The sequence below is a fragment of the Verrucomicrobium spinosum DSM 4136 = JCM 18804 genome (genome assembly GCF_000172155.1).
Classification (GTDB): domain Bacteria; phylum Verrucomicrobiota; class Verrucomicrobiia; order Verrucomicrobiales; family Verrucomicrobiaceae; genus Verrucomicrobium; species Verrucomicrobium spinosum.
In genome coordinates this window covers 267117-282800 of record NZ_ABIZ01000001.1, presented here as the reverse complement: position 1 = coordinate 282800, position 15684 = coordinate 267117, and the positions used below count along the sequence as shown (strand labels likewise).

The 15684-nt window shown below is 62.5% G+C and carries 10 protein-coding genes; 4 read left to right on the top strand and 6 right to left on the bottom strand.

Going from position 1 to position 15684, the window contains the following annotated elements; genetic code table 11:
• Nucleotides 1–21: 21 nt before the first annotated feature.
• Together VSP_RS40475 and VSP_RS00990 are read right to left on the bottom strand one after the other, a co-directional pair.
• Entirely contained in the window at nucleotides 22–1737 is a 1716-nt protein-coding gene (locus VSP_RS40475) for a methyl-accepting chemotaxis protein (protein ID WP_009958126.1), read from the bottom strand.
• A gap of 249 nt (nucleotides 1738–1986) precedes the next feature.
• A complete protein-coding gene (locus VSP_RS00990; protein WP_009958124.1) occupies nucleotides 1987–2895 on the bottom strand; it encodes an AraC family transcriptional regulator in 909 nt (302 codons plus the stop codon).
• Between the two features lie 152 nt (nucleotides 2896–3047).
• Here VSP_RS00990 and VSP_RS00985 point away from each other — a divergent pair, with 152 nt between their 5' ends.
• The 3 genes from VSP_RS00985 (at nucleotide 3048) to VSP_RS00970 (ending at nucleotide 5461) form a co-directional block, all read left to right on the top strand.
• Entirely contained in the window at nucleotides 3048–3809 is a 762-nt protein-coding gene (locus VSP_RS00985) for an SDR family NAD(P)-dependent oxidoreductase (RefSeq protein WP_009958123.1), read from the top strand.
• A gap of 684 nt (nucleotides 3810–4493) precedes the next feature.
• The gene (locus VSP_RS00975) at nucleotides 4494–4895 is read left to right on the top strand and encodes a hypothetical protein (RefSeq protein WP_029190078.1); all 402 of its coding nucleotides are present in this window, start codon (nucleotides 4494–4496) and stop codon (nucleotides 4893–4895) included.
• Nucleotides 4896–4918: 23 nt separating this feature from the next.
• Nucleotides 4919–5461, top strand: coding sequence for a metalloprotease family protein (locus tag VSP_RS00970; RefSeq protein WP_009958120.1), 543 nt, complete (start codon nucleotides 4919–4921; stop codon nucleotides 5459–5461).
• A gap of 345 nt (nucleotides 5462–5806) precedes the next feature.
• Here the strand turns inward: VSP_RS00970 and VSP_RS00965 are convergent, their stop codons facing one another.
• The 4 genes from VSP_RS00965 to VSP_RS00950 form a co-directional block, all read right to left on the bottom strand.
• Nucleotides 5807–8770: a PQQ-dependent sugar dehydrogenase gene (locus VSP_RS00965; protein WP_157210668.1), complete on the bottom strand. Its 2964-nt coding sequence runs from the start codon at nucleotides 8768–8770 to the stop codon at nucleotides 5807–5809.
• A gap of 265 nt (nucleotides 8771–9035) precedes the next feature.
• A complete protein-coding gene (locus VSP_RS00960) occupies nucleotides 9036–10244 on the bottom strand; it encodes a sialate O-acetylesterase (RefSeq protein WP_009958118.1) in 1209 nt (402 codons plus the stop codon).
• A gap of 36 nt (nucleotides 10245–10280) precedes the next feature.
• Nucleotides 10281–11684 carry a DUF1552 domain-containing protein gene (locus VSP_RS00955; protein ID WP_009958117.1) on the bottom strand — a complete coding sequence of 468 codons (1404 nt, stop codon included), beginning with the start codon at nucleotides 11682–11684 and terminating at the stop codon, nucleotides 10281–10283.
• A gap of 27 nt (nucleotides 11685–11711) precedes the next feature.
• Complete coding sequence (locus VSP_RS00950; RefSeq protein ID WP_198141286.1) at nucleotides 11712–13727, bottom strand: DUF1592 domain-containing protein; 2016 nt, start codon at nucleotides 13725–13727, stop codon at nucleotides 11712–11714.
• Between the two features lie 188 nt (nucleotides 13728–13915).
• Between VSP_RS00950 and VSP_RS00945 the strand changes: the two genes are divergently transcribed.
• Nucleotides 13916–15388, top strand: coding sequence for a protein adenylyltransferase SelO (locus VSP_RS00945; protein WP_009958114.1), 1473 nt, complete (start codon nucleotides 13916–13918; stop codon nucleotides 15386–15388).
• Nucleotides 15389–15684: the final 296 nt, after the last annotated feature.

Sequence of the window (15684 nt, the reverse complement as noted above, 5' to 3'; positions counted from 1 at the left end):
GACCACACCTCCCACGATTGCCTAGCTTGTCACCTTGAACCGTGACACCCCGCTCTGGAGGGCAGCCGTGACATCCGTAAGCTGCTGGATGGCCAGGTTCGACTGCGTCAGGGACTCCACAGTCTGCTGCGCCGCCTCACCCAGTTGCACCAGCGCCTCGCTGATCTGCTGCGCGCCCAGGGACTGGGACTGCATGCCCTCATTCACGGTCTCGAAGCTGGGCGTGAGCGTCTGCACCTTCTCGATGATCTCCGTGAGCTGGGTGCCCACCTGATCCACCACTTCCGCGCCGCGGCGCACTTCCTCAGAAAAGCGGTCCATGCCCATGACGCCAGCAGATACAGCGGACTGCATCTCCTTGACCATCTGCTCGATGTCAGAGGTGGCCACTGCGGTCTGGTCTGCCAGACGACGGATCTCTGTGGCCACCACGGCGAAGCCGCGACCATACTCGCCCGCCTTCTCCGCCTCGATGGCAGCGTTCAGGGAGAGGAGGTTGGTCTGGTCCGCCACCTTCGTGATGGTGGTGACCACCTTGTTGATGTTCCCCGCCTTCTCACTGAGCACAGCGAGCCGGGCGTTGATGGAGCCGGAGGCCTCCATGATCTGCATCATGGTGGCCTCCATGCGAGTGAGCCCGGTCTGGCCACTGGTGGCCAGGGTGGCTGTTTCCTCGGCCGTCTCCGTGACGGACTTCATGGCCTTCACCAGTTCCTTGGCCGTGGCGGAGATCTCCTTTGCGGTGGCACCGATCTCTGTGGTGGTGGAGGAGATCTCACTGGCCGTGGCCTGCTGCTGGCGGGCGGTGGCGGCGATCTCGGTGCCAGAGGTGGTGACCTGGATGCCAGACTTCTGAACCTGGCTGATGAGCGCGGAGAGCTGTTGCACCATGGTGGCGAGGGCATTGCCCACCACATCCTTCGCAGACTGCGGCTGGATGGCCACCGTGAGGTCACCTGATGCCACCTGCTCTGCCCCGCGCGCCATCACCTGAAGGGATGTCGTCATACGGTCAAAGGAGGCCCCCAGCAGGCCCACCTCATCGGTGCGTCCCGGCATGGCCGTGACCACGTCCAAATCCCCCAGGGCGATCTGCTCCGCCGCCCGGGAGATGTTGCCCAGCGGAATGGCGATGAGACGGTTCAACACCCCCACCAGCACCAGTCCCACCAGCAGGGCGACAATGCCCAGCGTGATCACCGTCAGCATGGCGTCATGCACCCGGGAGTCGGCATCGGCACGCGCCAGGTTGGAGACCTCCTCCCCCAGGGTACGCATGCGTTCATAGCGGTCTGACTGGGTGCCCATCACCAGCCCACGCGCCTCCTCCACCTTCCCGGAGAGGAGAGCGGGAATGATCTGCTCGTCCCGGAGCTTGTTGTAGTCATCGCGTTGCGTCACCCATTCATTGATCCGCGAAAGAAGCCCGGGGTTGTCACGGGCCACCTCCTTCAGTGCGGTGATGATCTGGGAGTTCAGCTCCTTCCGGGTCTTCAGCGTGGCAAGCTCAGCGTCCAGAACCGCACGGTCCGTCTCGTGCATCATCGACAACAGGGCACCCCGCTGGGCGTTGATGTTGCTTTCCAGCCGCGCCACATCCGCCGCCACATTGTAGTCGAGCCGCACGGCCTTCAGCGCCTGAAAGGCCACCCCCACCACCAGCACCAGCAGCAACAAGATGAAACCAAAGGCGAGCAGGAGTTTGGCACGCGTCTTGAGATTGGTGAACCAGTTCATAGATGAAGGAAACAGGACGATAAGAGAACGAAAAACACTGGGGCAGCACCACACGATGCGGACCGGACCGGGCCATCGCCCCAGCCAGCAGACCTGGTACCCAAAGATTATCTCCGCGAGAAACCACGCGCCGCCTGCCACATAAGCCGGAAATATGGCAAAAATAATGCCTGCACACAAGCAGATCCCTGACAACGCCAGGTGCAACCTCCTGGCCGGGAGGCATTTGGCGGGAGAGGGCCCCCTTCACTAGGCCAGGCGGACCAGGGCTTTCCTCAGCCGTTCCGCTTCAGCGGCGGGGCCTTCGCCAAACAGACGCTTGAATTCCCGGCTGAACTGGGAAGCACTCTCATAGCCCACCTGCAGGGCGGCCACCCCTGCGTTGGCCCCTTCATGCACCATGAGCTGCCGGGCCTTGTGCAGACGGATGTTCTTCAAGTACTGCAACGGGGAGGACGAGGTCACCGCCTTGAAGTGGGCATGAAAGGTGGAGACACTCATGCCCGCCTCCTGAGCCAGGAACGTCACATCATGATTCTGGGTGTAGTCAAGGTGCAGGCGGTTCAGCACGCGGCTGATCTGGCCAAAGTGGCTGTCCGGGGCCGCGAGCAAACGCAAACAGTGCCCCAGCGGCCCCTGCAGCACCCGGTAAACCACCTCCCGCACCCGCTGCGGCCCCAGGATCCGGGCATCCTCCTCAGTTCGCAAGCTCTCCAGGAGGCGTACCGTGGCCTCGCTAAGTGCTTCATCAAGACCGGCGGAATCAATGGCATGGGGGGCCACATCCTCGTCCCGGATGAAGGTCATTTGCAGGAGCAACTCGGCCACCGTCGCGGGCTTCACCGCGATAGACACGCCCAGCAATGGCTCGCCCAGACTGCCTTCCGTCTCACACTCAAAAGGCAGAGGCACCGCCAGCACCAGATAGTGGCTGGGGTCGTAGATGATCTTCCGCCCGTCAAAGGTGCCGGTCTTGCGCCCCTGGGCGATGATCACGATGCTGGGATCATAGACGATGGGGCTGTTCGGCACATGCTGGGTGGAGCGCATGAACCTGACCTCCGGCAGCCGAGAATCACTAAACCCCTGCCCCGCTGCCAGCTCGGACAAGAGGGCGATGAGGCGCGGGTTTGAACACGGAACGGAAAGATCGATCATACGGAACAGAAGAGCGACGGCGACAAGATGAAGTAGGCCTGGTCAGCCTCCAATCAAAATACGCCGCCCACCCCTCCCATTGGAGGATCAGGCAAATCTCCCGGAGTTCCAGGTATGGAGCGAGACGCCGGGTGGGGGCACTGATAGGGCGTATGAAACACACCCAAAAGATCGCCCTCATCACCGGCGGCAGCCGGGGCCTGGGCCGCAACACCGCCCTCAAGCTCGCCTCCGACGGTGCAGACGTCATCCTCACCTACCGCCAGGGCAAGACGGAGGGCGAAGCCGTGAAAGCTGAGATCGAGACGCTCGGCCGGAAGGCAGCCCTCCTGCAAATCGACGTGGCAATGACCGCGGGCTTCGAAACCTTCAGCCAGTCCCTGGAGGGAGTGCTCCATGAAGTCTGGCAGCGGAAGGACTTCGACTTCCTCATCAACAACGCCGGCATTGATCGCGCCTCGCCCTTCGCGGAGACGACGGAGACCGACTTTGACGATCTCATGAATGTGCACTTCAAGGGTGTGTTCTTCCTCACCCAGAAACTGCTCCCGCTCATTGCTGATGGCGGCCGCATCGTCAACACCTCCACGGGTCTCGCCCGCTTCTCCATCCCCGGCTATGCCGCCTATGCCTCCATGAAAGGGGCGATCGAGGTCTTCACCCGCTACCTGGCCAAGGAGCTGGGGCCGCGCCGAATCAACGCCAACGCTGTGGCACCCGGAGCGATCGAGACTGACTTCACCAAAGACGCCCTCAGCCATCCCGGCCTGCGTGATTTCCTCGCCTCCCAGACCGCCCTCGGCCGCGTCGGTGTGCCCGATGACATCGGCGGCGTCATCTCCTTCCTCTGCTCTGAGGAAGGACGCTGGGTCAATGCACAACGCGTGGAAGCCTCTGGCGGGATGTTCTTGTGATGGCCCTTCTGAGCTGGCGGCCCGCTGTGGGCCGCCAGCTGCTCAGGCGTCTCTCCGCCACCAGATCCGGCAGGTCAGAGTCAGACCGCCGAAACTCCTTCGGAGTAATTCCTCTTCCCTCGAAAAGCCAATGTTGACGAGCTTCCAGCGAGTCTACGTTGGGAAATACCACGCTTACCTCTCAGGGGTGGAGGTCAACAAGTCATCCTTTCAGAGCCTCCGCGCCTCTTAGATTGTTTCCATGCCGAAGGCCTCCCAGATGGTAGCCAGGGGCCGGGCGAGTTCGACGAGTCCAGCCCCCGGGAAGCCACAAATACACCCGCATCCTGAAGGGATGCCAGAAAGGCTCTCTACGGTAGCGACGTTGCTGCCACCCTTTCACGGTGCCCTTGTTTGGGTCTGCTCTCCAGGGGTATCGCTACGCTCAACCCCTACCTCCTATGATGCCTTCGGCATGAATAATCCATGACATGAACGCGCTCCTGACATAATCGCGCAGACTAGTTTTTCCACTTGCCTCCGTTGCGCCATGAAGCAGCATGGCGGCCACGATCTGGATCCATGGACGCTCCACCCCCTCTTCCCCCTGCTGACCAAACCGACCCGGCGGTCTGCGCCAATTGCGGCAACCCCCAATTGAGCGACCGCACGCGTCTGCCCGTCTGCGAGCCGTGCCGTCATGCGATGGTCCGTTTTCCCTTCCCCATATGGGTGAAGGTCTGCGCCGCTTTGGTCGTCGCCTTGCTGGCTGCCGCCTTGGTGCAGATCCCGGAAAAATGGCAGGCAGCCATGAGTTACGCCGGAGCGGGTCAATACGCACAGAGCAATGATTGGGATGCGGCCTACGCCTCATACAAGCCCCTCGCCATCAATCATCGCGATGACACGGACATGCAGCTGCGCTTTGCGGAGGCCTGCGTGAAAAGCCATCACCTGCGCGAAGCCATTGAGACGATGAACACACTCGAAGGTCGCAGAGTGTCCCAGCACCAGATGGACAAGGCCAATCAGGTTGGCGATGCGCTGGAGTTCGCTCTGAAAAGGGAGGCCAAGAATGCAACCTCCAACCGCACCTTGCAGGACTAACCCCCTCCAGCCTCATCTCTCCCATGATCTTTATTCCCGCCCCGATCATCGCCGCCCTGACTTTTCCTGGTGTGGTCGTGCATGAGGCCGCCCACCAGCTGGCATGCCGCCTGACGGACACGCCGGTGCTGGATGTGAAGTACTTCCAGATGGAGAACCCCTCTGGGTATGTGATTCACGCACGCCCCTCCGGCCCGTGGAAGCACTTCTTCATTTCGGTCGCCCCGTTTCTGGTCAATACCCTTCTCGCGATAGCCATCGCCTTTCCCGTCGGTCTGGGAGCCGCTGGCAATGTGGAGCCTGGCCTCATCGAAATGCTGCTCGGCTGGCTCGGCATCTCCGTCGGCATGCATGCCTTCCCCAGCACGGGCGATGCAAGCAGCCTCTGGCAATCCATCAAGGCACCGGACACCGGCTGGGCTCTGCGACTGCTCGCCACGCCCATATGTGGCCTCATCTTCCTCGGGGCCGTGTTGTCCGTTGTCTGGTTTGATGCGATCTATGCAGCCGCGATCTGCTTTGGCACACCGCATCTGCTGGTGGAATACATGGCAGCTCACCCCTAAGACACTCAGTCGAAGCTCTTCCTCGAAGAGGATGGGGCTACAAGCCCAACGTTGGCGAGTCTCCAGCGAGTCTACGTTGGGAACAGGTGTTGGAATTGTGGCGGTCTGACAGTTCTCAAAACGACCTATACCTGGGAAGCTCGGGGAGCGCACGCATCCTTGCGTGCTGTTCGCGGCATCTTGCCGTGAATGTCAGACAGCACATGACATCGCTTTTGCCAGGCCTCGTGACGCCTCGAACCCTTCGCCAGCCGCCGGATCCCACGCCCCATCCAGTCTGCATAAGCCTGCAACCGGCCCAGCGCGCCCCTTTGCTCCAAGGCTCGAATGCAAATCCCCCGCCGTTCAATGCTCCCTCAATCTCACCCTGAAGAACTGGCGACTGCCCTCAACGGGGCCGGTGAGGGTCACTGGTCCGCCCGCCTGGGGAAGGCCGCTGTTGCCGGGCACGTCCCAGTAGAACCAGTCGGAGAGGTTCGTGGAGGTCTCCACCACAGCGGAGCGGTTGGGCGGGACGCTGAAGGTGACCGTGATGGTGTCTCCGGCGGGGCCGGTCACGGCGGGTTCCACCTTGAAGAAGCTTGCTCCATCCAGAGGCGAGGTAGAGGCCAGATACTCGGCCTTGTTGTTCACGCCGTCATTGTCCGGGTCGGCAAGCGGGTCGCCGTTGGTGGAGTTCGATGAGCCAAACTGCTGCAACCGCCAGTCCGCAAAGGTCTGCCGGGCGGGCAGGCTGCTGTTGATCCAGGTGGTGAGCAGGTCAATCCCCTGGGTGTCCAGTTGATTGCTGCCGATGGGGGGCATGCGGGTGAAGCCATTGGTCACTGCCACGCGATTGAGCAGCACGGAGTGAGCGGTATCTCCCGGCACGACCAGCTTGTTGGCGGTGCTGCCGCCGTTGTTCACAGCAGTGCCGTTGATGAGCCCGGTCTGGTCCAATGCCAGTTCAATGCGGCCATCCCATGCGGCGGGTGCCGCAGAGCCCCCCGCCATGTGACAGTAGGCGCAGTTCACCGCCAGATAGCTGCGGACGCGGGATTCCACCGGCTGACTGACTTCATCAAGGCGCACGTGCCGGGGCAGTACATTGGGCGCTTCCGGGGTATTGGTGAAATAACCTGCGCCACTGAGCAGGGTGAGCAGGTTCCCGCTGAAGCCGTTCACCGTCTGGGAAAGGTTGAGCTGGCGGGTGCTGAAGGACAACGCATGCCCTGCCTGGGAGGTGTGGCAGATCATGCACTCGGCGCGGCTGGGAATGCGCCACCGCTGCACAGCCGGATTGCCTCCCACGGTGATGTTGACATCAAACTCCACACCCGCATCCGGCACCAGGGTGGCCTCCGTCCCAGCATCGTTCCAGCGGTAGCTCACGCCGTAAGCCCCTGAGGCGTTCTTCACCAGCACCCGTGTTTCCAGCCGCTTCTTCGTAGTGGGATTATCACGGTTGAGCGGCAGATCGAAGTGCTTCACCCAGATCTGGCCGTCGGGGAAGGTCCACTGCCCGTCCCGGCTCCAGGTCATGGCGACCCCAGCGGTGGGAATGCTGAACCAGCGGCTCTTCACCGCATGATCGCTCCAGAAGGCCAGATTCGGCACATAGGGCAACAGACCAGGTGAGGGAGACAGATCGGTCAGATCCGCAAAGAGGCCCGTGGCACTCAGCGTGTCTGGATAGGTGCCCGTGCCTGCAGTGGAGGTCAGGCGCAGCAGACGGCCGTCATTGTGGTCCACCAGCAGCACATCCTGGTTGGAAGGATCTTTGCCAAACGCCACGACATTGCCTTCGCCCGCGATGCGGGTGACGGTCGGGGGTCCCGTTGCATTGCGTACCAGGCTCCAGATATGTCCGGACACGTGATCGGAGAAGATGTAAGCGCCGATGAGGTTGGAATGGCGCGTACCACGGTACACCACACCGCCCGAGACGGAGTTGCCCTTGAAGTTCGCGTCCCCGCCGCTCACACCGGTGTGCACATACTCATAGAGCGGTGGTGTATGGTACAAGGAGTCAAAATTCACCGGGGCCTGGCCCGACTTGGCTCCGCTGTGTGCCCCCTCCCGGTAGGCCCAGCCGTAGTTGCCTCCTTTGGCCACGATGTCGATCTCCTCGTAGGTGTCCTGCCCCACATCCGCCAGCCAGAGTTCACCGGTCAGAGAGTCAATGGAGAAGCGCCACGGGTTGCGAAAGCCCACCGCCCAGAACTCCGTGCGAATCGCTGAGGTGTTGGCGATGGTCACCCCATTGAAGGTAGTCGCCCCCACATAGGGATTGTCCGGAGGAATGGCGTAGCCCGCCACCCCTCCCGTCAGGACCACCGCCGCATGGGCGTTGGGCGGCAGGCTGCCGGGTTTCTTGTCCACATCAATCCTCGCCACGGCGGAGAAGAAATCCTTCGTGATGGTCTGGCTGTTGTTGAGCGAGTCGTTTTGATTGCCCTCGTCCCCCAGGGAAATGTACAGATACCCATCCGGCCCGAAGTGGAGATCTCCGCCATTGTGATTGGAGGCATCATCCCGCTGCTGAATGAGCACCACCTCGCTACCGGCGTCCGCCAGATTCGGATCTGTCGTACTGGTGGTGAAGCGGGAGACGCGCTCGTAGGTGATGCCGCCGGCGGTGACAGAATAGAAGAGGTAAAAGTATCGATTCGTCGCGTAGTTGGGATGAAAGGCCAGACCCAGGAGGCCCTGCTCGCTGGTGGTGCTGAGAGATTCGCCCCGCAGGGTCAGCACATTGGCAAGATTCAAAAAGGTGGACACGGCTGGCGTGGATGCCGTTATGTCCTGAACCAAACGCAACAGCCCTCCTTTTTGACACACGAACACCCGCCGCGTCTCCCCGGGTGGTGTGGCGATCGCCGTAGGCGAGGCCAACCCTGTGACCACCGGTGTGAGCTGCACGGCCAACGGGGGCGGCGTGGCAGGAATATTGAAGCCGCCAGAAATGCGCAGGCTGTTGGAGAAGGCCACCGTCACCGTGGCCGCGTTCGACGTGCCCTCAGCGCTGGTCACCCGGTAGGTGAATGAGTCGCTGGCCGGGGTGCCTGACTGGTGCGTGTAGAGAATGCGACCGCTGCTGTCCGCAACGGCACTGCCCCACTGCGGAGCCTGCATGATGGCGACGGTGGGACTGCTCACGTTCCCGGTATCGTTCGCCAGCGCTGCGATCCGCGCCTTCTGCAGGTGATGCATCACCACCGAATCATTGACCGCCACAGGCGGAGCGGCCTGGAGCTGGAAGCCAAATGCAAATACGAGCAGACCGACAGACGCCAATCCGTGGCTGAGCAGGGGCCGGGGGAGTTTCATGGCATCAGGGGGCATGCGGCAGCAGGTCGAGTATAAGAATACTGGCTCTCCGAGCACAAGTTCGGTTCGAGTACGGGTTTGGATGTAGGGGAGTCCGCGGCCCTCGCCCGAACTCCCACGCCCCGCGAAGAAAATTTCGTTCTGCCCGCATCAACCCACGAAACGAGAGGACTCGCAGGCAAAGTAGTCCAGCACTCCAGCGCGTCAGTCGAACGGCTCCCGTATCTCCATACCGAGCTAAAGCTCTGGACTACATTCAGCTGACTCAATGCTGGCCACCCGTCCGCAACAACGCCTCCGCGAACGCCTTGCCCATCAACGCGAAGGTCTTGGCACAGCCGAGATAGTGATACCCTCCGTTGGAGGCCCCTCTCTTCCAAAGCGCCTCTTCCGCAGGCGAGATCAGATCCGCCTCGAACTTCTTCAAGTACTCCCGCTGCTGCGGTTCGCTCATGGAGCCATCCGCATTCGCGTGTTTGGCGCTCTTCGTCTTCAGGTAATAGCCCATCTGCCGCACCTCATCACGCTTGCTGGCAATGGCCCCCAGTTCCTCCGACCAGAATGGCGCGGTTGGGACGGCGATGACATTCCCTTTGAACTCTGGCAGGGCTGCTGGAGCCGCCATGGCCTCGCGGAAGGCGGCAATGTGCTCGTTCGGCTTGCTTCCTTCAACGCCCATCACCCCGATGACAAAGGGCATCTGGGGGGCGTTGATGTCCTTGCGCACATCGCGAATGAAGTTGGCCATCAGTCGGCTGTACTCTGCGTAACGCGGCGTGGCATCGCCCGGCTTCGGCAAGGGGTACACCTCGCGGTTCACCATGTCATTCCAGCCCTGGAACCAGACCATCCCGGCGATCTCGTAGCCCTGCTTTTCATCATAAGCCGGGCACACGCGTTTGAGGTCAGACAGCACGTGCTTCACGTGCCCGATCATGAGGCGGTAGTACTCGCCGGACTGGGCCTCGGCATGCTGCCCTTTCTCGATGTCCTTGGCCGTGCGCGAGTACACCCCGGAGCTTGGAGAGCGGAAGTCGTGGTACAGTGACTTGCCGCCCCACGCCGTTTTGATGATGAGGACCGGCTCCTGAAGCGCCTTGTCCAGGGTCAGGCCAAAGGTGAATTCAGGCCCGATTTTGCCGCCATCTTTCGCGGGGTCCTGTCGCGAGCCATAACCTGCGGTGAGCTTCCCCAAGCCTTCGCCATTCGAGTTACCAGTGCCGGTAAAATAGGAGATCCAGACATGGTCGCAGACGGTTGGCTTGCCATCTGCACCCCGCATCTGCTGGAGCAGCGGTGCGGTGGCGGGGTCATCCCCGATGTAGTCAAAGGTCTCCACCCTGGCGTGCCCTTCCATATTGGACTGGCCTGCCAGGAGGTAGATCTTGAGCTTGGCCGGAGGGGCGGCGCTGGCGGTGGCACGGATCGCCAGCGGCACCAGCAGGACCGCGAGAAGGAGGAGGAAACGCTTCATGGCGTGTAGGTACGCGCCAGTTCCCCTCTCCTTTCTCTACACCTTCACCATCATCTCCGTGATCTGCTTGGTCGCGATGCCGATGGGCCGGTCCAGCGGCACGCCCGCGCAGGCCAGCAGCGTGGTGAGCAGGTCTCCCTGGTTGCCCTTGGTATCGGCCAGGAAGCGGCCCGTGTTGATGGAGCCACCGCCCTTGCCGGCGATGATGAAGGGCAGGTTCTCGCGGGAGTGTTTGTTGCCATCCTCCAGGCCGGAACCCCACATCATGATGCAGTTGTCCAGCAGGGTGCCGTCGCCCTCCTTCAGGCTGGCCATCTTCTTCACCATGTGGGCGAACTGGGAGATGTTGAACGCGGTGATGGCGGCCACCTTGCCCACCTTGTCGCCCTGGTTGTTGTGATGGGTCTGGGAGTGGTGTTCGTCCTTGAACCCGAGCTCGGGGTAGGAGACGCCGTTGGGGGTGGAGCCGATGTAGGTGCTCACCCGGGTGGTGTCTGTCTGGAAGGCCAGGACGTTCAGGTCACACATGACCTGCATGTACTCGCTGCGCCGGTCGCCTTCCGGGATCCTGATCTCGATGGGCGGGGAGTCGGCATCGTTGCGCCGCCTGGTGCTGACACCCGCCTTCTCCAGCGCGGCCTCCTTCTGACGGAACTCAATGGAGGCGATGCGGCGCTCCAGGGAACGCACGCTGTCCAGGTACTCATCCAGCTTGTGCTGGTCGTTCTGCGGCAGGGTACGGCGCAGGTCTTTGGCACCGCCGATCACCAGATCCAGCATGCTGCGGTCCAGCGCATCCGACTGCCCGGCACCGCGCCCGCCCCGCCCCTGACCGCTGAAGTCGTTGCTCTTGAAAAGGCGGTTCAGCACATTGCGCGGGTTGATCTCCGCCGGCACAGCCTGGGTGGGTGAGCGGAAACTACAATGCGAGTAGTACCCCTCATTGAGGCCTTCCTGGTTCTCCTTGTGCGTCTGCGGCATGGTGGCCAGCTCCAGGGAGGGCAGCGACGTGAGCCCGCCCACATAGTTGGCGGCAATCTGGTCGGCCGAGATGGCAATGTTGATCTGGTTGCGGCGGTTGGCATCGGGCAGGGTCGCAGTGAGCCAGGTGGAAAGCTCCAGCGCATGAGGCGCACCGTTGAACGGGGCGATGGGCACGCCGGAGATCCCTTTCATCAACAAGCACTGGTCCAGCACTGGCCGCAGGGACTCCAGCGCGGGAGGCGGGGCGGTGAGAAAGCTCTCCGGGCTCGCGGGCCAGAACTGATCCATGATCACCCCATGCGGCATGTACATGAATCCGATCCGCACCGGGGGTTTGTACGCGGCCTTGCCCTTGAGGGCATCTGCCCAGCCCATTGTCTCCAGGAGAGGCAGCGCGAGGGAGGCACCCAGCCCCTTCAAGCAGGTGCGACGGTCGATCAGAAAGCGGTTTCTCATAGCAGGTGGGGGAAGGGTTGGGCGGGGTCAATTTTGCACGCGGCGGTTCAGGAAAGGATAACTCGTCACCACCTCGGTGATGAGCGTCTGCATGCGGTAGCCATCCTTGGCGATGGTCTCCATGAGGCGGTCCACCACGATGTCATCATAGCCTTCGATCTGGCGGCACAGCGCATAGGCCAGCAGTTTCTCCGTCAGATTCCGCGCGAGGTCATCGGTGCGGGCTGCGATGATGCCCTTCAGTTCCTTGGGGGTCGTGAAGCGCTTGCCGCCAGGCAGTTCTCCCGCGGCATCAATGGCCCCGCCCGTGTCATCCTGATCCCGCCAGCGGCCGATGGCGTCGAAGTTCTCCAGGCCGAATCCAATGGGGTCCAGCACCTTGTGGCAGTTCGCGCACACGGAGTTGGTCAGGTGCATCTCCGTGCGCTGACGCAGCGTCATGTTGGCCACCGCTTTTTGGTCCTGCTTCTCCAGGGCCGGCACATTGGGCGGAGCGGGTGGTACATGCTGCCCAAGCACCTGCTCCAGCACCCACACGCCGCGCTTCACCGGGCTGGTGCGGTTGGGGAATGAAGTGGTGGCCAGCACGCCGGGCATGCCCAGGATGCCGCCGCGGTTTGCATCCGTCAGCTTCACCTTGCGCATCTCCGGCCCGGTGACGGTCTTCTCCATGCCGTACAGCTTGGCCAGAGTGCCGTTGAGGAAGGTGTAGTCACTGTCCACCAGGCTGACCACGCTGCGATTCTCCCGCACCACGCTCTCGAAGAAGAGACGGGCCTCATCATACATGGCGGCCCGTAGTTCACCCGTCATCAGCGGGAACTTCGTGGTGTCGAAGGTTTTGCTCTCCAGCTCCCCAAGCTGCAGCCATTGGGCACCGAATCCATCGAACAGGGCCCGCGACCGGCGATCCAGCAGGAGGCGCTTCACCTGCCCCTTGAGCACGGCGGGTTCGTGGAGTTTACCACTGTCTGCCAGCTCCATGAGCTCCGCATCCGGCATGGTGGCCCACAGCAAGTAGGAGAGACGGGAGGCGAGCTGGTGATCATCCAGCGGCACGATCTTGCTCCCCGCCGGGGCCTCTGTCGCCGGGGTGATGAAGAGGAACTGGGGAGACACCAGCACCGCCTTGTACATGAGGCGCAACGCGGCGGGGTAAGCCAGCTTGTTCTGCGTGGCCAGATCAAACACGGCCACCAGCGTGTCCAGCTCTGCCTCGGTGGGCGGGCGGCGGAAGGCGTTGCGAGCCAGCGAGCGCGCCACGTTCCGCGCAGCGGCGCGCGGGTCCGCCCCTGGTGCCGGAGCATCGCCAAAGAGGCGCTTTTGCATCTCCGTAGGCGGCGCGTCCAGAGGCGCGAGCACCTTGTCCAGCACCTCGTTGGCGATCCCAAGGTATTCCTCCAGATGGAGCGGTGAGAGGGTGTTCATATACCCCTCGCCGAACACTTCATCCGGCAGCGCATGGGCGATGGCCGGATCCACGCCATAGAGATCCCGCAGCGTGTTGCCGTACTCCACCTTCGTGAGGCGGCGGATCACAAAGGGTCCGGGGTCCTTGGGGCTGAGGAATTTCAGCTTGGCAATCCAGTCCACGAAGGCCTGCCGCTCGGCATCGCTCGGCAAGGCGTCTTCATCATCTGGCGGCATGTCCTTGCTGTTCACCGTGGCGATGGCCGCCTTCCAGTGCTTGCTAAACGCCACTCCGCCGGGATTCCTCAAGGCAACCTCAAGATTGATGCCTCCTTTGGAACGGCGGTTCCCGTGGCATTGCTGGCAGTAGTTTTTGACGAAAGGCGTGACGCTCTCGCGGAACGACTTTTTGATCTCGGCCTGGAGCGCCACCAGTTCCGCATCCTCTGCCGACAGAGCGGGAGCGAGCGCGGAGACAGGCTTGGGCGTTGGCGCAGGGGCAGTTGTTTGAGCCTTGGCAGCAGGAGCCCCCGCACCTGCCCCTGCCGGGGTCGCGGAGGCGATCTCCTGCCCGGCACACGGAAAAGCCCATGACATCGCCAGGCCTACACTGAGCAGGAGCCTGGCCTTCATGCCACGTTGAAAAATCTCGGAAACAGTCATCTTGAGCTTCAGAAAGAGCACCGTGCTACAAACGGACCATCTCAGGGGCCTCTATCCGGCCCGACGCCATCGGCAGTCCCCGCTTATCCATTGGCGGCGTAAGTTCTCTCGCGTACAGCACGCTTGCCGCCGCCCAATCCTGCCCCCTCCTCCGATCAATGCCCAGCCCCGAATCCGCCTCCTCCACCCGCTCTTTGACCGCCGGTTGGCACCTGGAACATTCGTATGCCCAACTTCCCGAGGCCTTTCACGTCGCCTTCCAGCCCACGCCGGTGCGGCAGCCGAAGCTGGTGATCCTGAATCGTGCCCTGGCCGAATCTCTGGGGCTGGATGCAGCTCAGTTGGACCACGCATCGTGGTTCTCCGGAAACGACCTGCCACCGGGAGCACAGCCCCTGGCGCAGGCCTATGCAGGCCACCAGTTCGGAAACTTCACCATGCTGGGAGATGGCCGCGCGATCCTGTTGGGCGAGCAGATCACCCCGAAGGGGCAGCGCTTTGACATCCAGCTCAAAGGCTCCGGCCAGACACCGTTCTCACGCCGCGGGGACGGCCGGGCCACGCTGGGCCCCATGCTGCGGGAGTACATCATCAGCGAGGCCATGCACGCCCTGGGCATCCCCACCACACGCAGCCTCGCTGTGGTCACCACCGGAGAGCTGGTGCGGCGCGATGGGATGCTGCCCGGAGCCGTCCTCACCCGCGTGGCGGCCAGCCACATCCGGGTCGGCACCTTTGAGTACGCCGCCGCACGTGGCGAACAGGCGCTGCTCCAGGCGCTCGCAGACCATACTCTGCAGCGGCACTACCCGGACGCGGCAAACGCCGCCCAGCCCTATCTGGCCCTGTTGCAGGGCGTGATCGAGCGCCAGGCCGCCCTCATCGCCCGCTGGCAGCACGTGGGCTTCATCCACGGCGTCATGAACACGGACAACATGGCCCTCTCCGGCGAGACCATCGACTATGGACCCTGCGCCTTCATGGAGGCGTACGATCCCGCCACGGTGTTCAGCTCCATCGATCACCAGGGCCGCTACGCCTACGGCAGGCAGCCCTTCATCGCCCAGTGGAATCTGGCCCGGTTTGCCGAGGCTCTTCTGCCCTTGTTGGATCCCGTCGAAGAGAAGGCGGTGGAGCTGGCCAACGATGCCATCATCGGGTTCGAGCCCATTTACAAGCAGCACTGGCTCACCGGCATGCGGGGCAAGCTCGGCCTCCTCACAGAGGAAGGGGATGACCTGTCCTTGATCGATTCCCTTCTGAAATGGATGCAGGAAACTCAAGCCGATTTCACGAACACCTTCCGGGCTCTGTCGTCTCCAGGTTCCGCATCACTCTCCGCCGACCCGGACTTCCTCGCCTGGCACCAGCGCTGGCAGGAACGTCTGACCCGCCAGCCGCAGACGGCAGAAGCGGTTCAGGAAATCATGCGCTGTCACAATCCGGTGGCCATCCCACGCAATCACAAGGTGGAGGAAGCCCTCACCGCCGCCGTGGAGCGTGAGGACCTGGGAGTGCTGGAGCGCCTGCTGGCCGTGCTGGCGCAGCCGTATGAACACGTGCAGCCGCCTCCGGAGGAGTACCTCGCAGGCTCGCCCTCTGGTGATTACCAGACCTTTTGCGGGACGTAGGAGTGGGGTGTCGGGAGACGGTTGAAGGTACTACCCGGCGGCACTGATATCCCGTTGGGTATGCGGCTGCATTCCGCGCGGCGGACATGCCATACGGGAAAATTTGCGCCAGCCAAGGAACCTGAGGCGCTGACGTGGAGGTGTTGAAGGCGGTTGGGAGGAAGCGAATGCTGCCGGCCTTCCCACCTGATCATCTCCTTCGGCGTTACCCAAGGTTGACTCGTCCCGCCTTGCGGGACTCGTCCAACCTTGGGCTGTGCTACAGATCCCATACTGGGATCAACTTCGGTCTGTGG